The sequence below is a fragment of the Streptomyces sp. NPDC001514 genome (genome assembly GCF_053597075.1).
Genome location: NZ_JBSFHO010000035.1, coordinates 1 through 21590 on the forward strand (window position 1 = coordinate 1; position 21590 = coordinate 21590).

Sequence of the window (21590 nt, forward strand, 5' to 3'; positions counted from 1 at the left end):
GGCCGCGGGGGCGCCGTGCGGGCCGGCGCCGTGCGGGCCGGCGCCGTGCGGGCCGGCGCCGTGCGGGCCTGCTCCCGGTCCGGCCGGGGCGCGGTCGGGCGACTGTGACGTACTCGACGCGAGCGTACGGCTGCGGACCCGGTACAGACCGGTGTCGAGGTCCTCGGCCTTCTCCAGATGGACCTTGATCGGGCCCATGAAGGTGTACCGCTGCTGCTTGGCGTAGTCCCTGACCAGGCCGGAGAGCTCGTCGCCGAGCTGGCCGGAGTAGGGGCTGAGGCGCTCGTAGTCCGGCGCGCTCAGCTCCACGATGAAGTCGTTGGGGACGACGGTCCGCTCGCGGTTCCAGATCGTCGCGTTGTTGTCGCACTCGCGCTGGAGGGCGCCCGCGATCTCGACGGGCTGGACCTCGGACTTGAAGACCTTGGCGAAGGTGCCGTTGACCAGACCTTCGAGTCGCTGTTCGAAACGCTTCAGGACTCCCATGGGGCACCTCCTCCGTCGTTGCCGTCCTGGTACTGCTTACTGATCGTATCCACGCGTCGGGAAATCGGCTGGTTCCCCTTGTCTGCCCCGTCGATGAGTGTCACCTCTCACACGGATCTCCACATGGATCGTAGAGGCGGCTTCCTGACAGTGTCCCGCACCCGGCGAGTACCGCGGAGAAGAGGGGGAGGTGCCACCCCCGGAGCTGCCTGGTCCGCTGAACAAAGGGATGTGAATCGACCCTCGGCAGCGTGCTAATGTTCTGCATGTCGCAAGGCGCTCGCACCGAACAGGTGGGGGATCCGGCGGCAACACCCAATGCGCGGGTGGCGGAATAGGCAGACGCGCTGGATTCAGGTTCCAGTGCCCGCAAGGGCGTGGGGGTTCAACTCCCCCCTCGCGCACCACCAGAGAAACCGACGAAACGGGTTCTCGCCAGAGACGAAAGTCCTGGTGAGGGCCCGTTTCTCGTTGTTCGGCAGCGCTGCGGTCCGAGCTGAGGCGGATTCGGGCGGTTTCCACGTGAAAGAGCCCACACCGTGGCATACGCCACGATGCGGGCCCTGATCTTCAGTTGATCTTCAGGCCGCCGAAGCGGCCGGGGCGGGCACCCCCACGTTCACCGATCCGCGCGGTGGAAGGTCACACCAGTGGCCACAGCCCTGCGGTGAGGGCGAAGCCCATGAGGCCCATGGCGGTCGTCTGGACCGTCCACGTCCGCAGGCCGGTGGCGACGTCGAGGCCGACGAGCCTGGTGAACATCCAGTACCCGGCGTCATTGACGTGCGAGAGCGCGAGGGCGCCCGCACCCATCGCCAGCGCCACCAGCGACAGGTGACCTGCCGACAGGTCGGCTCGGTCCAGCAGTGGCGTGAGAATGCCCGCGGTGGTGATGAGCGCGACGGTCGCCGAACCCTGGGCGGCGCGCAGCGCAAGGGACGTCAGGAACGCCAGCAGCAGGACGGGCAGTCCGGTGCGCTCCAGGACGTCGGCGATCGCGTTGCCGATGCCGCTGGCGACCAGCACCTTCCCGAAGACACCGCCCGCGCCCGCCACCAGGATCACCGCCGCGACGGGCGGCAACGCCGAACCCATCACCTCGGCGATGCGCGCGCGGTCCCAGCCACGCCGGGCCCCGAGGAAGTAGGCACACAGGCCGAGGTCGATCAGCAGCGCCACCATCGGGGCGCCTACCACGGTGAGCACGGACCGCAGGACCGAGTCCGCGGCGAGGGTGTTCTGGCCGATGGTGCCGAGGAGGATCAGCAGGATCGGCAGGACGATCAGCGTCAGCACCATGCCGAAGGACGGCGGACGCACGTCGGTACCCGACACGGCCGGCTTGGTCAGGACCGCGGTGCCGTGGCCCTCCGGCGCCACGCCACCGGTCGTCTCCACCGGGGCGGGCGTGTCCTCGACGGTGCTGGGGTCGCCGTACACCTCGGCGTACACCGCCGGGTCCATCGGGTACTCGCGGCGGGTGAGGCGGCGGGAGAGCAGGTAGCCGAGCAGGGTCACCACCGCCGTGATCGGGATGCCCATGAGCAGGACCAGCCCCTGACTGGCGCCGATCGCCTCGATGGCCGCGACCGGGCCGGGGTGCGGGGGCAGGAAGGCGTGCACGGTGAGCATCGCGGCGCCCATCGGCAGCGCGTAGACCAGTAGCGGCTTGCGGGCGGCACGGGCGACGCCGTAGGCGATCGGCATCAGGATGATCAGGCCGACCTCGAAGAACACCGGGATGCCCAGGATGAACCCGGCGACGGTCAGCGCGAGCGCGGTGCGTCGGGTGCCGAACTTCTCGATGAGCGCGTGCGCGAACGAGTGGGCGCCGCCGGAGAGTTCGATGATCCGGCCGACCATCGCGCCGAGGGCGATGATGGTGGCGATGTGCCCGAGCGTGGAGCCCATGCCGTCCTCGATGGTCTTCACCAGGTCGGCGGGGGGCACGCCCGCGGCGAGCGCGACGCCGATGCTGACGACCATGAGGGCCACGAAGGGCTGTACCCTGCCCTTCAGGATGAGCAGGAGCAGGGCCGCGACTCCGGCGACCGCGATGATCAGAAGGCCGCTGTTGCTCATCGTCCCGCTCCCTCCGCACCGTCCGGCGCCTTCGGGGAGAGCACGGTGACGACAGAGGAGTCGTCGTGGGCGCCGAGCCCGGCGCCTTCCCCGAGCAGGTACAGCTGCTCGGCGGCGGCAGCCAGCGGCACCGGCACATGGGCGTCCTTCGCGATACCGGTCACGATGCCCATGTCCTTGACGAAGATGTCGAGCCGCGACTTGACCTCGGGCTCGGGACCGTCCTCGTACGTCTGGACCATGCGCGGCCCGCGGTCGGCGAACATGAAGGAGCCCGCGGCGCCGTGCTTGAGGCTCTCCACCACCGTGGCCGGGTCGAGTCCGAGCCCGCGGGCGAGCGCGATCGCCTCGGCCGCCGCGGCGATGTGCACGCCCGCCAGCAGCTGGTTGACAGCCTTGAGGGCCTGCCCGTCGCCGGGCCGCGGTCCGACGACGGTGAGCGTCGAGGCGAGCAGGTCGAGCACCGGCTGCGCCGCCTTCAGCGCGACGTCCTCGGCGCCGACGACGATCAGCAGGTCGCCCTCGCCGGCCCGCACCGGGCCGCCGCTGACCGGCGCGTCCACGGTCAGCACACCGCGCTCGGCGAGCCGTCGGGCGGTGGTGCGCGCCGCCTCGGGACCCACGGTGCTGGTCAGCACCACCACCGAGTCCGGACGGAGCGTTTCCATCGCGCCGTGTTCGCCGAACAGCGCGCCCTCGACCTGGGCCTGGTCCCGGACCGCGAGGACGACGATGTCGGCCTCGCGGGCGGCCTCGGCCGGGGACGCCGCCTCGCGGGCCCCTTCCGCAGCGAGTGAAGCCCTGCGGTCGGCCGCGATGTCGTAGACGGTGACGGGAAGTCCGCCGGTCAGCCGCCGGGCCATGGGCATACCCATGGCGCCGAGGCCTATCACGGCTGTGCGGGGACGGGGGTGGGGAGACATCTTTGTCCTCCAGGGGAGAAATGGGAGGTGCGTCGCGGCTGGGGAAGGGCCGCGACGGATGAGTGGGGGGCCACGGGGGACGGCGAGCGGTGTCAGGAGCCCACGCCGTCAGGAGGCGTCAGGCGCGCGATGACCTCCAGCGCTGCGGCGGTCACCGCATCGCGGCCCGCCGCCCAGACGGAGACCACGTCGGAGCCGGGGAGGGCGCCTGGGAGGGTCGTGCGGACGGCTTCCAGGAAGGCGCGCCGCAGTTCGGCGTTGACGTTGACCTTGGCGACACCACGGGTGAGGGCGCCGTGGAGCTGTTCGACGGGCAGGCCACTGGCGCCGTGCAGGACCAGCGGCACCGGTACGGCCTGGTGGATCGCGGCCAAGCGCTCCAGGTCGAGGCGTACCGGATCCTTGGTGAAGCCGTGGACGTTGCCGACCGCGACGGCGAGCGCGTCCACGCCCGTCGCGGCCACGAACTCGGCCGCCTGTGCGGGGTCGGTCATCGCCGCGGTCCGGGCGACTGCGTTCGTGGAGACGTCCTCGTCACCCGCGAGGGCTCCGAGTTCGGCCTCCACCCAGGCGCCGTGGTCGCGGGCGCGGCGTACCGCCTCGCGGGTCAGGGCGATGTTCTCCGCGAAGGGAAGGTGAGAGCCGTCGACCATGACGGAGGTGTAGCCGGCCCGGAGGCAGGCCGTGATCTCCTCCAGGTCCCGGCTGTGGTCGAGATGTACGCCCAGGTGGGCGGCGGAGTTTTCGGCGGCGTCCAGCGCCAGCCGCATCAGCGCCTGTCGCCCGGCGTGTTTGAAGGGACTCGAGCCGGCCTGGATCAGCACGGGCCGTCCGGCGGCCTCGGCGGCGGCCGTGATGCCCTGGACCGTTTCCAGGTTGTACGCGACGAATCCGGGCAGCGCCCGCCCCTCCGTCGCGGCCCGCTTGAGGGCGTCGGTTCCGTGCAGCAGCATCATGCGCTCCTGAGCAGGTCGAGGGTGTCGGCGAGGGCGTCGTCACCGCCGACGTTCCCGGCGAAGACGATGTAGGGGATACCGGCGGCGGGGCCGTCCACCGGCTCCCACAGCGAGACGATGCCGGGCAGGAGCGTGCCCCGTGCCCAGGCGCGGCGGATCCGCAGACCGTGGGTGGCGGTGTCGCTGGAGGTGATACCGCCCTTGGCGATGACGAATGCGGGCCGGCGGGCCTCGTTGACCCGGCGTACGGCCTCGACGAGCGCCGCCGAGACCCGGCGCGAGATCGCCAGGCTGTCGTCCGCGTCGGCACCCGTCACCAGCGTGCGCGAGGTACGGATCACCGCGTCGGTGGACTCGAGTGCCTCGGCGGCGGCCGCCGCGACCTCGGTGATGTGGGCGTCGCGCCGCTCCTCGTCGAGCAGGAGGGCGACATCGAGCTCGAACTCGGTGACCCCGCCGCGTTCCCGCAGCCGGTCCAACTGCCTTGTCGTCAGCGACACATGGGAGCCGACAGCGATGAGTCCGTGCGGGGCGTCCCCGCGCGATCGGTGCAGTTCCGCCGGCGTCAGGGGCGGCCGACCGGACTGGCCTGCGCGGGCCCGCACGAAGGACGGCCCCACCCGGTACAGCAGCCGTGAGCCCTTCTCCTCCGCCTCGGCGAGAGCCAGGGCCAGCACCCGCAGGTCGTCGTCGCAGACCGCGTCGACCACGGCGGTACGCCCGTCGCGCAGCGAGGCGAGCATCCGCGCCGTGTGCGCCGGGCCACCGCCCCGCAGGTCGTCGAGCGTGATGCGCAGCACGTCGCCCGCGGCAACGCGTCCGCCCGTCTTCTCCTCGACCCACTCGGGCAGTGACGAGCTCCGGTATCCGAACGTGGCGTCCCGGGCGAACTCGCTCTCGCCGACCGGCAGCAGCCCGTCCGTGGTGCGCATCCAGTGGTGCGAGCCGACGGTCAGCCGGCCCGCCTCGATGTACGCGGGTACGAGCACCACGCCGTCCGTTGCGCCCCCGCACAGCGCCGACAGTTCCTCGGCGAGTACGTCGGTCTCCAGCGGGAAGTGACCGCGCAGCGTGGAGTCCCCGCGGCTGGCCAGCACGTAGCCGGTGCCTTCGGCCTCTGACGCCTCATGAAGGGCGCACACCACCTCGCGGTTGCGGGCGGCGGCGTCCTCCGGCGACAGACTGCGGGTGTTGGTGAGCACGAAGAAGGCGGCGCTGTCCTGGCGCAGCGCCCAGCGAAGGTCGTCCACCGTCCAGGAGGTCAGCACCGGGACGTCGGCGACGGTCTGGGTGCCGGTCGGATCGTCGTCGAGGACGACCAGACGGGGCCCTGAGGAGATACGGGCGGCCACCTCGTCGGCGGTCACCTCGCGGACCGGGGGCAGGCCGTCCAGCACCTGGTGTTCGGGCACCGGCGTGCCGGGCCGGGTGGAGGCGGAGAGAGGTGGGGGCATGGCGCATTCCTGGGCTGAGCGGGGAGATGGGGGGAGGTGGGGCGTCAGTCGCCGTCACGCTTAATGACGTGGGTGCGCAGATCGTCCGCGGTCTGTTTCATGTGGGCGTCCATCGCGGCACGCGCCGCTTCGGGGCTTCCCGATTCCAGTGCGGCCAGCACTGCCGCGTGGTGCGCGATGGCGTTCTCGCGGATCTCTGGGACGGCCGAGGTCTCCCGGCGGCCCTCGACGAGCAGCGGACCGAACGGCTCGAACAGCAGCGGGACGAACAGGTTGCCCGTCGCCCGCATCACTGTGTCGTGGAAGTCGATGTCGGCCTGCACGAACTGCTCGGTGTCACCGGCTTCGGCGGCCTTGCGCATGACGTCCAGATGCTGCCGCAACGCCTCCAGGTCCTCCTCGGTACGGCGGGAAGCGGCCAGCTCGCAGGCGCCGTTCTCGATGAGGCGGCGCGCCTCGATCAGCCGCTCGGACAGGGCACCGCTGGACGTGCGCGAGGTCGCGCGCACCACCGGCTCCAGGGCCGTCCACCGGTCCGGCGGGTTGACGTAGGTGCCCCGACCGCGCACCACCCGGACGACGTTCTGCGCGCGGAGTTGCTTGACCGCCTCGCGCACGGTCAGGCGGCTGATCCCGCCCTGCTCCGCGAGCTCGCCCTCCGGCGGGAGGGCGGAGTCCGGCGGGTACCGGCCGTCGATGATCGCGGTGAGCAGCTGCTCCGCGAGGTCGTCTGAGAGCGACATGGTGAGCACCTCACGTTCAATGACATCAGACATCAGACATCAGATGTCTACCTGTTGGAAACAATGACAGCGAGAGAGGGGCGCGTCAATACCCGGCGAGTGGCGTCAAACGGGTGCTTCGCTCGTAGTGTGCTTTCAATCACTCAAACGAACATCCGGGGCGGGGCAGGCCTCATGCGTGAGCCCGGTCGATCTCGGACGTCAGCGTCGGAGCCGGTCATGGACATGGCCGGGATGGCGATACTGAAGGGCGCCTCCCGCCCGTGGCCCCTCAGGCTGCAAGGGCGTGATCGATGCGCCGGGTGACACGTCCCTTGAGAGCCAGGGTTGCAGCGGAGCAAAGGACGCCGGCCAGGAGCGCCGTCCACCAGAGGACCGCCGGGGCAAGACCGGTGTAGAGGGTGACGCCCAGGGTGAGGGCGGCGAACCTGGCGACGCCCCAGATCCAGCTGAAGGCTCCCTGATAGCGGCCGCGTGCGTGGGCCGGAGCGAGGTTGGCGACGACTGTGGCGGCGATACCGGCCACGACCACCTCGCCGAGGGACCAGACGATCACCGAGAACGCGTAGCCCGCGATGCTGTCCGCGACTCCTGTCAGTGCCACGCCGGCGGCGATCAGCGCGCTGCCCGCGCACTGGACCGGGAGCTGGGGCAGCCGGGCGAGCCGCGCCGTCGCGAACGGCTGGAGGACCACCACAAGGACCGCGTTGACCGCCGCCATCGCCCCGTAGACGGCCGGGGAGAGCCCACTGTCGTGAATGGCGAGCGGCAGGGCGGCCTCGGTCAGCGAGTAGACGAAGAGCTGAATACCGAACAAGGGGAGCAGCGCCAGCATCAAACGGTCCCGGAGGACGACCCCGTAGCCGATGCCGTCGTCCTTGCGCACCGGATCCTTCGCCGTGGGCCGCGGCTCGCTCAGCCGGGTCGCGACGACAGCGGCGTAGATCAGCATGGTCCCGGCATCGACCGCGAAGAGCAGCCAGTACCCGTGCGCGGCGAGAAGACCGCCGAGCACCCCGGCCACGGCCGTACCGATGTTGACGCCCCATCCGAACAGGGCGTACGCCCGCTGCCTGTGCTCCGTGTCCACGGAGTCGGCCATCAAGGCGTACGCGGCGGGCCCGACCATCGCGCCCGTCGCGCTGATCAGCAGTGCGGCTGCGGCCATCGTCGGCACGCCCGGAGCCACGAACAGCGCACCCTGCGCCGCCGCCGCACCGAGGAGCCCGATCAGCATCGTCGGGCGACGGCCGATCCGGTCGGCGAGCAGCCCGCCGGCCGCCGGGCCGAGCAGATTGCCCGCGCCCAGGGCGCCGAGGACAAAAGAGGTCTCCGTCCCCGTGACGCCGCGCGCGGCCAGGAAGAACACCAGGAACGGAGTGACCAGGTAGCCGAGACGGTTGACGATCGTGCCGGCGAAGACGGTCCAGACGGTGGGCGGAAGTCCGCGGAAGGTGGAGAGCATGCCAGGAGGCTGCGGCCCAGCCCCCTCGGTGGACCATTGATTAAGCTCAGACCGAATCCAACGATTGGAAGGGGGCGTTGGCACATGGAGTCGGGACTGAGTTTCTCCACGGCGGACCTGGCCCAGACGCGCTTCGCGGTCTCACCGATGTGGGAGGTCGTCACCAGCTTCCGGCTGCTCAGGGACAGGGCCGAGCCACCACTTCACCGGCGATGGGCCACACAGGTACGGCCCCGGCTGGCACATGCGGGGCTCGACCGCGGCTGGCTGGCCGAGCTGGTCCCCGCCCGTGGCTATCTCGCGGACTTCCTCAACCCGACCCCCACCGCCCCGTTCCCCACCCTTGCCGCCGAACTGGAGGCGATCCGGCGCACCCGGCCCGAGCAGGTACGTACCGACCTGGACATGCTGAGGGCCGAGCGCGACCACGGTCCGTCCCCGAGGATCAGACTGCTGGAACAAGCCCCTGAGGCGGCTCTCGAGAAGGTCTGCGCCGAGATCGAGACTTACTGGGAGCTCGCCCTCGGTCCTTACTGGGCCCGGATCCGGCGGCTCCTCGAAGCCGACGTGTTCCACCGCGCCCGGCAAGTGGCCGAGTACGGCTCGGCCCACGTCCTGGGCGAACTCCACGAAACCGTACGGTGGGACGACGGCACCCTGCGCCTGGTGCGCCGCCACTGCGCTCTGACGCGTGACAAAGCGGGCTCGGGACTGCTGTTGGTGCCCTCGGCGTTCGCCTGGCCGCGTGTGCTGACCCGCTCGGTACCGCCGGAGCCACCCCAACTCGCGTATCCGGCCCGCGGTATCGGCAATCTGTGGGAGCCGAGGGCCACCGCTGCCGCCGACGCGGTCGCGGCCGTCATGGGCCGCTCCCGCACGCTGCTCCTGACCGATCTCGACACACCGGCCTCCACCACTCAACTCGCCCAGCACTCCGGTCTGTCCGCCGCGGGTGTCTCCCAGCACCTCACAGCCCTGCGGAATGCGGGTCTGGTCACCGCCCACCGCAGCGGCCGCTCGGTCCTCTACGCCCGCACGGCCGTCGCCGACGCACTCCTGGCCCCCACCGGAGACCGACCGCCGGCCGGGAGTCCGGGAGTGTCCTGGTGGGACTGACCACCGGAGGTCAGCTCGGCTCGGCATCTTTCTGCAGTGCCGAAAGGACTTCGCGCCCACATGGATAGCTCAGGTCGACCCGGGTGGCTCCGTCGAAACGGAAGCCGACCTCGACAAGCAGAGCGGCGGCGGCCAAGTCGCCCGGCATCTCGGAAACGAGGACCGGCTCCCTCGGCACGCCGTAGCGCGTGTAACGGTCGTCGTGCTCCTCGTCCCAGGTGAAGAGGTAGGGACCTCGCTGCAGCTCGACGGGGCAGTGCGTCGTCTCCGGGCACTCGTCTTCATGGCAGATGGGATCGAACCACTCAGGATGCAGAGCCCTCGCCCCGGACGTCGCCTTGTCCATGATCAGGACCTGGTCATGGGCCGCGCCGGGAACAGGCCCGAACGCCGAGTAGAACAAACCGACATGACCTGACGGATCGACCGCCCACCAATGGAACTGGAGTCCCCAGCGGGGATGCCTCCAGGGACTCGCTGCCTTCACGGACTCACCCTAGGCGGATCCGAATTCCACTTTCGTCGCGTGCCCGTGCGACGAAAGTGGACCGCGGGCGGCGGTGGGCGCTGAATAGGGTGCCTGCCGTGGACGCGTCATCGAACATACGGGCCGGGGTGCGGGCGGGCTGGCGCTGGCTGGCCGCGCCGGAGTTGTGGTCCCGGCGCAGGCTCGCGGGCGAGGCCGTCCTCGCGCTCGTACTGGGGCTGATGAGCGCGGGGCTGGCCGAGCTGTTGGGGGCGTCGGGGGCAGCCATCGCCGCCGAGGGGGCCGCGACCGCCGTGCTGTCCCTGATGCGGCGGAGACTGCCCGTGACCGTCCTGGTCGTGACGTCGGGGCTGGCCCCGGTGGTGGACGGGTTCGCTCCGCTGATGATGGTCGTGGGCTGGTCGGCCGGTCGGCGGATTCCCGGGGCCGGCAGGGCGCTGGCCGCGTTCACCGGTGCGTACGTCCTCTGCGTCGGCACGACACTGACCGACGGCTGGTCGCAGGACGTCGGGATGGGCATCGTGCTGTTCACGACGCTGTTCTACCTGGCGACGACGGTCGTGCCGGGCCTCGCCAGCCGCTACTGGACCCAGCGGCGGACCCTGCTGCACACCCTCCAGGAGCGCAATGTCCAGCTGCTGCGGGAACGCGCGATGGTCGCCGGGCAGGCGCGGCTGCGCGAGCGGCAGCGGATCGCCCAGGACATGCACGACAGCCTCGGACATCAACTGGCCCTCATCGCCGTGCACACCGGCGCTCTCGAGGTCGACCGTGAGCTGACCAGCCGGCAGCGGGAGGCTGTCGGGGTCCTGCGGGAGGCATCGGTGACCGCGATGCACGAGCTGCGCGAGGTCGTCGGCATCCTGAGGGACGGGGTGGAGGCTCCGGCGGCGCCCGCCGTGGACGAGTCCGGGCGTGCCACACGCGGGACGGCCGGTGTCGTGGGGCTGGTCGAGGCGGCCAGGGCCGCGGGCAACACGGTGGAGCTGCGGCGTACGGGAGAGGCCAGGCCACTGGCGGCGGCGGCCGACCACGCCGCGTTCCGTATTGCTCAGGAAGCGCTGACCAACACCTTCAAGCACGCGCCGGGAGCGCCGATCACGGTGGAGCTGCGGTACGAGCCCGACTCCTTCGTGGTGGAGATCGTCAACGGGGCCGCGGCCGCTGCCGTGGAGGCCGTGGGTGAGGCCGTCAGGGGTGGTCAGGGGCTGACCGGGCTGCACGAACGCGCCCGGCTCGTCGGGGGCATGGTGCACGCGGGGCCGGTTGCCGGCGGCGGCTTCCGGGTGGCGGGCGTCCTTCCCTACGGCGTCGTCGAAGCCGCGCCCATCGGCGATGCGGTGGACGACTTCCGGCAGCAGTCGCCGGCCGTCCCGCTCGGGAACGGTGTTCCGGTCATGGACTGGACCGTTTCGGAGAGGGAGCTGGCAATGGGTGGCGGAAGCAGGAGCAGGAGCGGCGGATGGGCTCTGGGGTGCGGGATCGCGGTGGCTGCCTTGGTGCTGCTCGTGGTGGCGAGTCTCTTCGGGCTCTTCTTCCTGATGGGTTCGCTGAGCAAGGGGATGATCGACCCGGAGCAGTACGACGCCATCGAGGTCGGCATGGCGGAGAAGGACGTACGCGACCGGCTGCCGGACGGTGACACCATCACGACGTCAGGTCTTCACGGGAAGGGTCCGAAGGAGCCGAAGGGGTCGTCCTGCCTGGTGCTGATGTCCTCCGAGACGGGGGACAGCCTGGAGACCGAACCGGTGTTCCGGTTCTGCTTCAAGGACGGCAAGCTGGTGGAGAAGAAGGCGTACGAGGTCAAGCGGTAGGAAAGCAGGGGGAGTTTCTGTGACCGGGTCTGCGGGGGCTTCGGGGTCTTCGGATTCAGGGTCTGCGGGTTCTGCGGGTTCTGCGGATGTGCCGGGGGCGCCGGGTTCGGGGTCTTCGGGTTCGGGGACGTCGGGTTCGGGGTCTTCGGATTCGGGGACGTCGGGTTCGCCGGGGTCTCCGGGTTCGCCCGGCACGCCGATCAGGGTCGTGATCGCCGACGACGAGCCGCTGATCCGTGCCGGGATCCGGATGATCCTCACCTCCGACCGGGAGATCGAGGTGGTGGCGGAGGGGGCGAACGGCCGCGAGGCCGTCGACCTGGCCCGCTCGCACAGCGCGGACGTGGTGCTGCTCGACATACAGATGCCGGTCATGGACGGCCTCACGGCCCTGGCCGAGCTGCGGAGGGCGGTTCCGGCGGCCCGGGTCGTCGTGCTCACGACCTTCGGCGAGCGGGAGAACGTGCTGCGGGCGCTGGAGCACGGCGGTGCCGGTTTCCTGCTGAAGGACACCGCGCCCGCGGAACTGATCCGCGCGGTACGGGCCGCGGCCGCCGGTGACGCGTATCTGTCGCCCGGAGCCACCCGACATGTGGTGGACCAGTTGGCCTCGGGGCGGGCCGCGGCGCGCAGCGAGCAGGCCCGGGCGCGGGTGACGGCGCTGAGTGCGCGTGAACGTGAGGTGCTGGCGTTGCTCGGGGAGGGGCTGTCCAACGCGGACGCCGGGCGCCGGCTGCATATGAGCGAGGCGACCGTGAAGACGTACGTCAGCAGAATCCTCGCCAAGCTGGAGTGCGACAACCGGGTGCAGGCGGCGCTGCTGGCACGCGACGCGGGGCTGTAGCGCAGTCTTTCCGGGCTGGAGCGGATGGCTGCCGGCTGTCGCCATCCAGGTGTGTGCTGTCGCCGTCCGGGTGTGCGATGTTTCACGTGGAACACACGCGGGACATCGGCGGGAGCGGCTGAGCCGTCACCGCCGATGCCCGCCGCTCCCGCGGTGGGGTGGCCGGTTACGCGGCCAGGCGCGCTGCCAGCTCCTTCGCCTTCTGCGTGGCCTGGTCGAACGCCTTGGCCCGGGAGGCCTCGGCGAGAGGGACGAGCTCGGCCATCTCGGGCTTCGCGGGTGCCATGGTCAGCTCGGGCACGATGAAGTCGACCTCGGCGCCGAGCATCCCGGTGAGGACCTTCTCCAGGTAGTTCTGGACGAACTCGAAGTCCTCGCGCGGTGTGCCGGGGGCGTACGAGCCGCCGCGGCTGGCGACGACGGTGACCGGGGTGCCCGCCACCGGGCCGTCGGGGCTGCCCGCGTTGTGACCCACGATGATCACCTGGTCCAGCCATGCCTTGAGCGTGGACGGGATCGTGAAGTTGTACATGGGGGCGCCGATCAGTACGGCGTCCGCCGCCGCGAGCTCGTCGGCGAGCTCGCGGCGGAGCGCGTCGTCCGCGCCTGCGGAGACGGCGGCAATGTCGAGGTGCGGCAGCGGGTTCGCGGCCAGATCGCGGTAGACGACCTTGCCCTCGGGGTGCTCCTCCAGCCAGGACTTTACAAAGGCGGCGGTGACCTCGCGCGATGCGGAGCCCTGGGGGAAGACGGCGGAATCGATGTGCAGCAGCGTGGCCACGATGTTCTCCAGATGTGCAGGTGTGCAGGGGGTGGGCACGAGGCGGAAGCGCCTTAAAGTTCCGTGCGTAACTATGAATAGCACAGCTGCTTACTTTTTCTCACCCCCTCACGAGAGGGCAGTACGCTGGGGGCATGGCGGATCACAGCGAGCAGACGTGCAGGCAGGTCGACCGGGCGATCACGCACGTCTTCGAGCTGTTCGGCAAGCGCTGGACCGGCCCGATCGTCTCCGTGCTGATGCAGCGGCCGGTGTACTTCGCCGAGCTGCGCAGGGCGATCCCGGGCATCAGCGAGCGCATGCTGTCCGACCGGCTGACCGAGCTGGTGGCGGCCGGACTGGTCGTGCGCGAGGTCGACGAAGGGCCGCCGCTGCGCGTGTCGTACCGGCTGACGGAGGCCGGTTCGGCACTGGAGCCCGCACTCAAAGAGCTGGGGCGGTGGGCCGAGGCCTATCTGCCGGGCGGTGTGCGAGGAGACGGGCAGCCCTGCTGACTGCCGACAACTGCGGCGAAGTACCCGACCGCTGCCGCGCTGACTGCTGACCTGTCGGCGAAGCCTGTGCCGGTGGCGGGGCGGTTCGGGGACGGCTGGTGGCGAGGTTTTCCGAGGTTGTCCACAGGGGGAGACGGCTGTCTGACGTGGCTGTACCGTCTTGGGCAGTTGATGTTGTACGACGTCGGGGGAGGCGGTCCCGCCATGGGTGAGGTCGAAGCGGTCGTGCCGGTGCAGCGGTCGGCTTCCGGGGGTGTGCGGGTTCCCGATGTTGCCGGATTCGCCCGGCGTCACGCGACGGGGAGTGAGCCCGACTCGCCCAAAGAGGCGGGCAAAGCGCTGCGGGCCCGGGTGCCGCGCTCGTCGCACGACACGCTGCTCATCGATGCGGGGCGACCAGATGCTTTGCGGGCGGTCGAGGAGTCCAGCCGTGGCCGGGTGCCGGAGCTCGCTCCGATCCGGGTCGGGCGGATGGCCGCGTCTCCCTTCGCGTTTCTGCGCGGTGCGGCGGGACTGATGGCTCATGACCTGGTCGCCACCCCTGTCACCGGCGTCACGGCGCAGATCTGCGGCGACGCGCATGCGGCGAACTTCGGGCTGTACGGGGACGCGCGCGGGCGCCTGGTCATCGATCTGAACGACTTCGACGAGACCGTTCTCGGCCCCTGGGAGTGGGACCTCAAGCGGCTCGCGGCCTCGATCGTCCTGGCCGGCCGCGTGGCGGGTGCCGACGAGGACACCTGTCGCAAGGCCGCTTTCGACGTGGCCGGTGCGTACCGCCGGACGATGCGGCTGCTGGCCAAGCTCCCGGTGATCGACGCGTGGAACGCGATCGCGGACGAGGAGCTCGTCTCGCACACGGACGCGCGGGATCTGCTCGGCACGCTCGAGCGGGTCTCGGAGAAGGCCCGGAGCAACACCAGCGCGCGGTTCGCCGCCAGGTCGACGGAGGCCGGGCCCGACGGTGGCCGCCGCTTCGTGGACGCGCCGCCCGTGCTGCGCCGGGTGCCGGACGAGGAGGCCGCCGCCGTCGCCGCGGCGCTCGGGGAGTACCTGGAGACGCTCTCCCACGACCGGCTGCCGCTGCTCGCGCGGTATGCCATCCACGATGTCGCGTTCCGGGTAGTGGGCACCGGGAGCGTCGGGACCAGGTCCTATGTGGTGCTGCTGATCGACCACCGGGGCGAGCCGCTGGTGCTCCAGGTGAAGGAGGCGCGGGCCTCCGCGCTGCTGCCGCATCTGCGGGCCGCCGGCTTCGACGAGCCCGAGCCCATGCACGAGGGCCGCCGGGTCGTGCTGGGACAGAAGCGGATGCAGGTCGTCAGCGACATCCTGCTGGGCTGGACGACGGTGGAGGGCAGGCCCTTCCAGGTGCGGCAGTTCAGGAATCGCAAGGGCAGCGTGGACCCGGCAGCCCTCGCGGCCGACCAGGTGGACGACTACGCCCGGATGACGGGAGCACTGCTGGCCAGGGCTCATGCGCACAGCGTCGACCCGCGACTGGTCGCGGGGTACTGCGGGAAGAACGAGGAGCTCGACGAGGCCGTGGCCGGCTTCGCGGTGCTCTATGCGGACCGGACGGAGGCGGACCACACCGAGCTGGTTGCTGCCGTGCGGAGCGGGCGGATAGCCGCCGAGCTCGGCGTGTGACGGGCCGGGAGCCCGTCCGTCCGGGGTGGAGGGAGCTCTGCCATACGCTGGGCGGGTGACCCAGGATCCTCCCGGGGCGCCGACGACCCGGACCGACGACGAGCAGGACGACCACCGCGTGGACGAACAGAGCAGCGTGGACGAGCAGGGCAGCCAGGACGCACAGGACGGCCAGGACGCGCAGGACAGTCGGGCTGCTCGGACAACGGGCGGTGAGCGGCCCGAGGCGCGCCTGGAGCGAGCCGTGCGCGCCGCCGAGCAGGCGCTGATCGAGTTCGAGATCGCCGTGGAGACCTTCCGCGTCGAGGTGGAGAACTTCTCGCGGCTGCACCACCAGAAGCTCGGCCCGATGTACTCCCGGCTCGACGAGCTCGACGCCCTGATCGCGGAGGCCCGCGCCGCCCGCACCGGCGATCCGGAGGATCTGCGCCGAGCGCAGGAGGCACGGGCGATGGTGATGCCGATGCCCGGCGTCGACGAGCTCTTCCACGACTGGATCGACTCGGACGGTCTCCCGCCCGAGGCCGCCGCGATGCTGACGGACCAGTCAGTGCAGCCGCCGAAGCGTGTGCGGCCGAGTGACGAGGCGCGCAAGCTTTACCGGGAGCTCGCCCGCAAGGCCCACCCGGATCTGGCGCAGGAGGAGAAGGAGCGGGCCCGCCGGGAGGAGTTCATCACGCGCGTGAACGCCGCTTACGGGCGCGGGGACGAGGCCCTGCTCCGTGAGCTGTCGCAGGAGTGGGACGCCGGACCGGTGCCGGAGGCTACCCGGCTCAGCGAGAGCGAGGAGCTCTACGCCCGCCTGGAGTGGCTGGCGCAGCGCAAGGAGCTGCTGACCTTGGTCGCCAAGGAGCTGGAGGACAGTGCGATCGGCGCGATGCTGAGGATGGCACCCGACGACCCGGACCGGCTGCTGGAAGAGATCGCCGAGCAGCTGCTGGCGCAGGTCGCACAGCGCGAGGCCGAGCTGGCGGGCCTGGTGCAGTAGGTTTCCCATGGGCGCCCGTCATACGCGGCACGCCCCGTAGGTACGAGAGAAGGCCAACCCCATGAATTTCGCCCCGCTGCCCTCGGTGGACGTCGTGTCCGTCCCGGCCGACGGTCTGGTGCTCGACGTCCGGGAGGACGACGAGTGGGCGGCCGGCCACGTCGAGGGCGCGCTGCACATCCCGATCAGCGACTTCGTTGCCCGCTACGGCGAGGTCACCGAGGCCGTGGCCGAGGGCCGCGCCTATGTGATGTGCCGGGTCGGCGGCCGGTCCGCACAGGTCACGCAGTATCTGGTGCAGCAGGGCATCGACGCCGTGAACATCGACGGCGGGATGCAGGCATGGGAGGCCGCCGGGCGCCCGATGGTTACCGAGGACGGCAGCCCGGCGTACGTGCTGTAGGCGCCTTCAGGACCCCAGTGGGTGGGCGGCGAGCAGGTCGCCCAGGGCCTCCTCATGGGCCGCCGCCGGGCCGAGCGAAAGCTCGAGCTGCTTGGCCCAGGCGTGGTAGCGGTGAAGCGGGTAGTCGGTGTCGGCACCGAAGCCGCCGTGCAGATGCTGCGCGGTCTGGACGATGCGACGCACGCCCTCGGACGCCCAGATCTTCGCCACGGCGATATCCCCGGCGGCCGGCAGCGCCCCACCCGAGCCGGTGGCGATCCGCCAGGCGGCCTGCCACAGGGTCGCCTCCATCGCTCGCAGATCGATGTAGCGGTCGGCCGCCTGCACCGCCACGGCCTGGAAGGTCGCGACGGGGAACCCGAACTGCTCGCGCTTGCTGGTGTATTCACTCGTCATGGACAGCACGCGCTCGCCGAGGCCGAGCGCCAGCGCACAGGTCCCGGTGGCCAGCAGCCCGCGCAGCCACTCCCAGGCGCCTTCGGCGTCGATGAGCGCGCCGCCCTCGAGCCGTACCGAGTTCAGCCGGACCTCGGCGAAGAGTTCGCCACTGGTGGAGATCTGCTCGGCGAGCGTCAGGCCCTCATGGCCGCGGGGCACGAGAGCGAGGACCGCTCGTCCGCCGTCGGTGTGTGCGGGGACGGCGATCAGATCGGCGCACTGGGCCCAGGGCACGCCGGTCTGCACCCCGTCGAGAACCCAGAGGTCGCCGTCCTGGCGGGCGGTGACAGCGAGCTCGGCAGCATCATGGCCGGTGCGGCCATTGGCCCCGACGGTCAGCACCAGTTCGCCGCGGCCGACCCGGGGCAGGATGTCGACCCCGAGCGTTTCGCCTCCGAAACGCTGCACGGCCATCGCGACCGCACTGGTTTCCAGCAGCGGCACACGGGCCAGCACCTTCGCCGATTCCCGCAGCACCAGGCAGAGCGCGATGGGGTCCAGGCCCGCCCCACCGTGCTCCGGGGCGACCACGAGGCTCAGCAGGTCGGCGTCCGCGAGCCTCGCCCACAGTGGCCGGTCGAACTCCTCGGCCACTGCGCCCGGACTGAGCGCGGGGCTCGGCACCCCGTCGGGCGCCACGCCCGAAAAGACCGCCCTCGCCGCTTCGACGGCCGCCTGCTGCTCCTCGGTGAAGGTGAAGTCCACTGCCCAGTCCTTCCGCGCACCGGCCCTGCCCGTGTCGATCGGACCCGACGGATCCGACCGACCTGACAGATCTGACGGGTCGTCAAGATAGAACAGGTTCTAGCGGAAGGGAATGGCGTCGGCAGTACGGCAACGGGCAGTGCGGACGTGTGGTGCAGGCCCGGCCTCCTCCGCGTCAGCGGTCGAAGTCCAGCTCCACTTCGGACGTCACCGGATGCGACTGGCAGGCCAGCACATAGCCCGCCTCGGTCTCGTCCTGCTCCAGCGCGAAGTTGCGGTCCATCCGCACCTCTCCCGAGACCAGGAACGCCCGGCAGGTCCCGCATACGCCGCCCTTGCAGGCGTACGGCGCGTCGGACCGGGCCCGCAGCACCGTCTCGAGCAGCGACTCCCCTTCCTGCACCGGCCACGTGCCCGAGCGGCCGTCCAGCGTCGCACTCAGCGTGCTGTGCGCGGGCGCAGCGACCGGCGCCGGGGCGGGCGCCTCGTCCACATGGAAGATCTCCTCGTGGATACGGCTCCGGTCCACACCCAGCCCGCGAAGCGCCCGCTCCGCGCCCTGCACCAGCCCGAACGGCCCGCACAGGAACCATCCGTCCACATCCGGCACCGGAAGCAGCGCGGGCAGCAGACCGGCCAGTCGCTCCTGGTCCAACCGCCCGGACGGCAGACCCGCCTGCTGCTCCTCCCGGGACAGAACGGTGACCAGCTGGAAGCGGTCCGGATAACGGTCCTTGAGGTCGGCGACCTCCTCCAGGAACATCGTCGAGGCCGCCGTACGGTCGCTGCGGATCAGACAGAACCGACCCTCCGGCTCCCGCGCCAGCAGTGTCGCGGCAATCGACAGCACGGGGGTGATACCGCTGCCCCCGACGATCCCCGCGAAGTGCCCGGCACGCGGCTCCAGGACGAAGCGGCCCATCGGCTGCATGACCTCGACCGTGTCCCCGACGGTGAGCTCCTTCAGGGCGTACGTCGAGAATTCGCCGCCCTCGACCAGCCGGATTCCCACGCGCAGCATGGGATCCTCACCGGCGGGGGCGGCGGGAGCGCAGATCGAGTACGTACGCCGGATTTCCTCGCCGTTGGCTCCCGTACGACGGATGGCGATGTGCTGGCCGGGCGTGTGGCGGAAGGCGTCGCGCAGCTCGGCGGGGACTGCGAGGGTGACGGCCACCGAGTCGTCCGTGAGCCGCTCGACCTCGCTGACCCGGAGCGGATGGAACATCTACAACTCCTTGAAGTGGTCGAACGGTTCGCGACAGGTCGTGCAGCGGCGCAGCGCCTTGCACGCCGTGGAGGAGAACCTGCTCAGCAGTTCTGTGTCCGTGGAGCCGCAGTGCGGGCAGCGCACGGTGAGCGTGAGCGGGACCGGCCCGTTCGCGGCACCCGGGCGCGGCGGGGCTATCCCGAACTCCGAGAGCTTGCGGCGGCCTTCCGCGCTGATGTCGTCCGTCGACCAGGCCGGGGAGAGCACCTTGACGACCGACACCTCCGATATGCCGTGGTCGTGGAGCACCTGCTCGATGTCCGAGGTCATCGCCTCGATGGCCGGGCAGCCGGTGTAGGTGGGGGTCAGCTCGACCTCGACCCTGCCAGGGCCGAGGATCTGCACCCCGCGAAGCACACCGAGCTCCTCCAGCGTCAGCACGGGCAGCTCGGGGTCGGGCACGGAACCCGCCAGTCTGCGCAGCTCGGCTTCCAGCAGTGTGTCGGTCACCATGACGCCCCCGGGTGGCTGCGGTGCAGATGCTGCATCTCGGCCAGCATCCGCCCGAACGACTCGGTGTGCAGTCCCTGCCGCCCCGCTCCCGCCGACCAGGCGCCCTTGTCCGCCGTGTCCGGGACGGTCAGCGTGGCGCGCTCCAGCACGCCGGTGACCGACTCCAGCCAGCCCGTGCGCAGCGACTCCCAGTCCACGTCCAGGCCCTCGACCGGCTGGAACATCTCACCGGTGAACCGCCACAGCGCGTCACAGGCCCGCTGCATCCGCTCATGGCTCTCGGCCGTGCCGTCGCCCAGCCGCAGGGTCCACTGCTCCGCGTGGTCCTGGTGGTAGGCGACTTCCTTGACCGCCTTAGCCGCCAGCCCGGCGAATTCGCTGTCGCCCGCCGCCAGCTGTCCGAACAGCAAGCGCTGGAACGTCGAGAAGTACAGCTGCCGGACGATGGTGTGCGCGAAGTCGCCGTTCGGCTGCTCGACCAGCTGGAGATTGCGGAAGGCCCGCTCCTCACGGAGATACGCCAGCTCGTCCTCGTCGCCGACGAGGGAGAGCAGGGTCCGGGCCTGTCCCAGCAGGTCGAGGGCGATGTTGGCCAGGGCGACCTCTTCTTCCAGGACCGGGGCGTGGCCGGCCCACTCCCCCAGCCGGTGCGAGAGCACCAGAGCGTCGTCGCCCAGCGCGAGTGCGGCGGTCACAGGTGCTTCACCCCCTCCGGAATGTCATAGAAGGTCGGGTGGCGATACGGCTTGTCGGCAGCCGACTCGAAGAACGGGTCCTTCTCGTCCGGGGAGGAAGCGGTGATCGCCGTGGACGGCACCACCCAGATCGAGACGCCCTCATTGCGCCGGGTGTAGAGATCCCGGGCATTGCGCAGCGCCATCTCGGCGTCCGGGGCGTGCAGGCTGCCCGCGTGGGTGTGGGACAGCCCGCGCCGCGAACGCACGAACACCTCCCACAGCGGCCAGTCGGTCGAGCTGCTCATGCCGTTGCCTCCACCTGCGCCTCGTCGCGCTTCTCGTTCGACTTGTCCGGCCTGCTGGAGGCCGCCTTCGCGGCGTACGCCGCAGCCGCCTCGCGGACCCAGGCGCCTTCCTCATGGGCCCGGCGGCGCTGGGTGATCCGCTGTTCGTTGCACGGCCCGTTGCCCTTCAGGACCTGCCAGAACTCGTCCCAGTCGATCGTCCCGAAGTCGTAGTGACCCCGCTCCTCGTTCCACCGCAGATCGGGGTCGGGGAGGGTCAGGCCGAGTGCCTCCGCCTGCGGGACGCAGATGTCCACGAAGCGCTGACGCAGCTCGTCGTTCGAGTGCCGCTTGATCTTCCAGGCCATGGACTGCGCCGAGTGTGCCGATGCGTCGTCCGGGGGGCCGAACATCATGAGGGACGGCCACCACCAGCGGTTCACCGCGTCCTGCGCCATCTCGTGCTGGGCGGGTGTGCCCTGTGAGAGCGCGAGCAGCAGCTCGTACCCCTGGCGCTGGTGGAAGGACTCCTCCTTGCAGATCCGGACCATGGCGCGTGCATACGGCCCGTAGGAGCAGCGGCACAGCGGCACCTGGTTGGTGATCGCCGCGCCGTCCACCAGCCAGCCGATCGCGCCGACGTCGGCCCAGGTCAGCGTCGGGTAGTTGAAGATCGACGAGTACTTCTGCCGACCGGAATGGAGCTTGTCGAGGAGCTCGTCGCGGCTCGTCCCCAGCGTTTCCGTCGCGCTGTAGAGATACAGGCCGTGGCCCGCCTCGTCCTGCACCTTGGCCATGAGGATCGCCTTGCGGCGCAGGGAGGGCGCTCGCGTGATCCAGTTCGCCTCAGGCTGCATGCCGATGATTTCCGAATGCGCGTGCTGGGCCATTTGGCGGACCAGCGAGGCGCGGTACTCGTCGGGCATCCAGTCGCGAGGCTCGATGCGCTCGTCGGCGGCCACGGCAGCGTCGAACCCCGCCTGGTGCGTCATAGCCGCAGTCGTCTCTGCAGTCACTGCCGTCATGGGGCCCCCTACCGACCGATCGTTCGGTTGAATGACTTCAATGGTGAGT

General features: G+C 70.7%; 22 protein-coding genes and 1 tRNA gene. 8 read left to right on the top strand and 15 right to left on the bottom strand.

Annotated elements, in window-relative coordinates; translation table 11 throughout:
- Nucleotides 1-486 (bottom strand): DUF3662 domain-containing protein (locus ACWCXB_RS29375; protein WP_450726775.1); only part of this gene is annotated, 486 nt, incomplete at its 3' end.
- A gap of 320 nt (nucleotides 487-806) precedes the next feature.
- Here ACWCXB_RS29375 and ACWCXB_RS29380 point away from each other — a divergent pair.
- A tRNA-Leu gene (locus ACWCXB_RS29380) sits at nucleotides 807-893 on the top strand.
- Between the two features lie 235 nt (nucleotides 894-1128).
- On the opposite strand, the gene ACWCXB_RS29385 is transcribed toward ACWCXB_RS29380, so the two are convergent.
- The 6 genes from ACWCXB_RS29385 to ACWCXB_RS29410 form a co-directional block, all read right to left on the bottom strand.
- Entirely contained in the window at nucleotides 1129-2568 is a 1440-nt protein-coding gene (locus tag ACWCXB_RS29385) for a GntT/GntP/DsdX family permease (protein WP_450726776.1), read from the bottom strand.
- Nucleotides 2565-3491 (bottom strand): NAD(P)-dependent oxidoreductase, encoded by a 927-nt coding sequence (locus ACWCXB_RS29390; protein WP_450726777.1) that lies wholly within the window; start codon nucleotides 3489-3491, stop codon nucleotides 2565-2567. The genes ACWCXB_RS29385 and ACWCXB_RS29390 overlap by 4 nt, the downstream gene beginning before the upstream one ends.
- 92 nt (nucleotides 3492-3583) lie before the next feature.
- Entirely contained in the window at nucleotides 3584-4444 is an 861-nt protein-coding gene (locus ACWCXB_RS29395; protein WP_450726778.1) for a class II fructose-bisphosphate aldolase, read from the bottom strand.
- Nucleotides 4444-5901 (bottom strand): four-carbon acid sugar kinase family protein, encoded by a 1458-nt coding sequence (locus ACWCXB_RS29400; RefSeq protein WP_450726779.1) that lies wholly within the window; start codon nucleotides 5899-5901, stop codon nucleotides 4444-4446. Before ACWCXB_RS29400 ends, ACWCXB_RS29395 begins: the two co-directional genes overlap by 1 nt.
- Before the next feature lie 44 nt (nucleotides 5902-5945).
- Nucleotides 5946-6644 (bottom strand): FadR/GntR family transcriptional regulator, encoded by a 699-nt coding sequence (locus tag ACWCXB_RS29405; protein WP_450726780.1) that lies wholly within the window; start codon nucleotides 6642-6644, stop codon nucleotides 5946-5948.
- Between the two features lie 271 nt (nucleotides 6645-6915).
- The gene (locus ACWCXB_RS29410; RefSeq protein WP_450726781.1) at nucleotides 6916-8109 is read right to left on the bottom strand and encodes an MFS transporter; all 1194 of its coding nucleotides are present in this window, start codon (nucleotides 8107-8109) and stop codon (nucleotides 6916-6918) included.
- Between the two features lie 84 nt (nucleotides 8110-8193).
- Between ACWCXB_RS29410 and ACWCXB_RS29415 the strand changes: the two genes are divergently transcribed.
- On the top strand, nucleotides 8194-9225 hold the full coding sequence (locus ACWCXB_RS29415) for a DUF5937 family protein (protein WP_450726782.1): 1032 nt from the start codon (nucleotides 8194-8196) through the stop codon (nucleotides 9223-9225).
- Between the two features lie 10 nt (nucleotides 9226-9235).
- Here ACWCXB_RS29415 and ACWCXB_RS29420 read toward each other — a convergent pair whose 3' ends face one another.
- A complete protein-coding gene (locus tag ACWCXB_RS29420; protein WP_450726783.1) occupies nucleotides 9236-9712 on the bottom strand; it encodes a hypothetical protein in 477 nt (158 codons plus the stop codon).
- 128 nt (nucleotides 9713-9840) lie between these two features.
- Here ACWCXB_RS29420 and ACWCXB_RS29425 point away from each other — a divergent pair, with 128 nt between their 5' ends.
- Nucleotides 9841-11529 carry a sensor histidine kinase gene (locus ACWCXB_RS29425; RefSeq protein ID WP_450726852.1) on the top strand — a complete coding sequence of 563 codons (1689 nt, stop codon included), beginning with the start codon at nucleotides 9841-9843 and terminating at the stop codon, nucleotides 11527-11529.
- 208 nt (nucleotides 11530-11737) lie between these two features.
- A complete protein-coding gene (locus ACWCXB_RS29430; RefSeq protein WP_450726784.1) occupies nucleotides 11738-12373 on the top strand; it encodes a response regulator in 636 nt (211 codons plus the stop codon).
- A 166-nt stretch (nucleotides 12374-12539) separates the two neighbouring features.
- On the opposite strand, the gene ACWCXB_RS29435 is transcribed toward ACWCXB_RS29430, so the two are convergent.
- Nucleotides 12540-13154 (bottom strand): FMN-dependent NADH-azoreductase, encoded by a 615-nt coding sequence (locus ACWCXB_RS29435; protein WP_450726853.1) that lies wholly within the window; start codon nucleotides 13152-13154, stop codon nucleotides 12540-12542.
- A 134-nt stretch (nucleotides 13155-13288) separates the two neighbouring features.
- Here ACWCXB_RS29435 and ACWCXB_RS29440 point away from each other — a divergent pair, with 134 nt between their 5' ends.
- From ACWCXB_RS29440 to ACWCXB_RS29455, 4 genes are all read left to right on the top strand, one after another.
- Nucleotides 13289-13648 (top strand): winged helix-turn-helix transcriptional regulator, encoded by a 360-nt coding sequence (locus tag ACWCXB_RS29440; RefSeq protein WP_450726785.1) that lies wholly within the window; start codon nucleotides 13289-13291, stop codon nucleotides 13646-13648.
- A 204-nt stretch (nucleotides 13649-13852) separates the two neighbouring features.
- Nucleotides 13853-15298 (top strand): DUF2252 domain-containing protein, encoded by a 1446-nt coding sequence (locus tag ACWCXB_RS29445; protein ID WP_450726786.1) that lies wholly within the window; start codon nucleotides 13853-13855, stop codon nucleotides 15296-15298.
- A gap of 232 nt (nucleotides 15299-15530) precedes the next feature.
- Nucleotides 15531-16286: a hypothetical protein gene (locus tag ACWCXB_RS29450; protein ID WP_450726854.1), complete on the top strand. Its 756-nt coding sequence runs from the start codon at nucleotides 15531-15533 to the stop codon at nucleotides 16284-16286.
- A gap of 61 nt (nucleotides 16287-16347) precedes the next feature.
- On the top strand, nucleotides 16348-16689 hold the full coding sequence (locus ACWCXB_RS29455; RefSeq protein ID WP_450726787.1) for a rhodanese-like domain-containing protein: 342 nt from the start codon (nucleotides 16348-16350) through the stop codon (nucleotides 16687-16689).
- A 6-nt stretch (nucleotides 16690-16695) separates the two neighbouring features.
- On the opposite strand, the gene ACWCXB_RS29460 is transcribed toward ACWCXB_RS29455, so the two are convergent.
- The 6 genes from ACWCXB_RS29460 to paaA form a co-directional block, all read right to left on the bottom strand.
- Entirely contained in the window at nucleotides 16696-17832 is a 1137-nt protein-coding gene (locus tag ACWCXB_RS29460; protein ID WP_450726788.1) for an acyl-CoA dehydrogenase family protein, read from the bottom strand.
- 175 nt (nucleotides 17833-18007) lie between these two features.
- Nucleotides 18008-19060, bottom strand: a complete 1053-nt coding sequence (locus tag ACWCXB_RS29465) for a 2Fe-2S iron-sulfur cluster-binding protein (RefSeq protein WP_450726789.1) — start codon at nucleotides 19058-19060, stop codon at nucleotides 18008-18010.
- Complete coding sequence (gene paaD, locus ACWCXB_RS29470; protein WP_450726790.1) at nucleotides 19061-19555, bottom strand: 1,2-phenylacetyl-CoA epoxidase subunit PaaD; 495 nt, start codon at nucleotides 19553-19555, stop codon at nucleotides 19061-19063. It lies immediately after the preceding gene.
- On the bottom strand, nucleotides 19549-20250 hold the full coding sequence (gene paaC / locus ACWCXB_RS29475) for a 1,2-phenylacetyl-CoA epoxidase subunit PaaC (protein ID WP_450726791.1): 702 nt from the start codon (nucleotides 20248-20250) through the stop codon (nucleotides 19549-19551). The genes paaD and paaC overlap by 7 nt, the downstream gene beginning before the upstream one ends.
- Nucleotides 20247-20537, bottom strand: coding sequence for a 1,2-phenylacetyl-CoA epoxidase subunit PaaB (gene paaB, locus ACWCXB_RS29480; RefSeq protein ID WP_450726792.1), 291 nt, complete (start codon nucleotides 20535-20537; stop codon nucleotides 20247-20249). The genes paaC and paaB overlap by 4 nt, the downstream gene beginning before the upstream one ends.
- Nucleotides 20534-21541 carry a 1,2-phenylacetyl-CoA epoxidase subunit PaaA gene (gene paaA / locus ACWCXB_RS29485; RefSeq protein WP_450726793.1) on the bottom strand — a complete coding sequence of 336 codons (1008 nt, stop codon included), beginning with the start codon at nucleotides 21539-21541 and terminating at the stop codon, nucleotides 20534-20536. Before paaA ends, paaB begins: the two co-directional genes overlap by 4 nt.
- Between the last annotated feature and the right edge of the window lie 49 nt (nucleotides 21542-21590).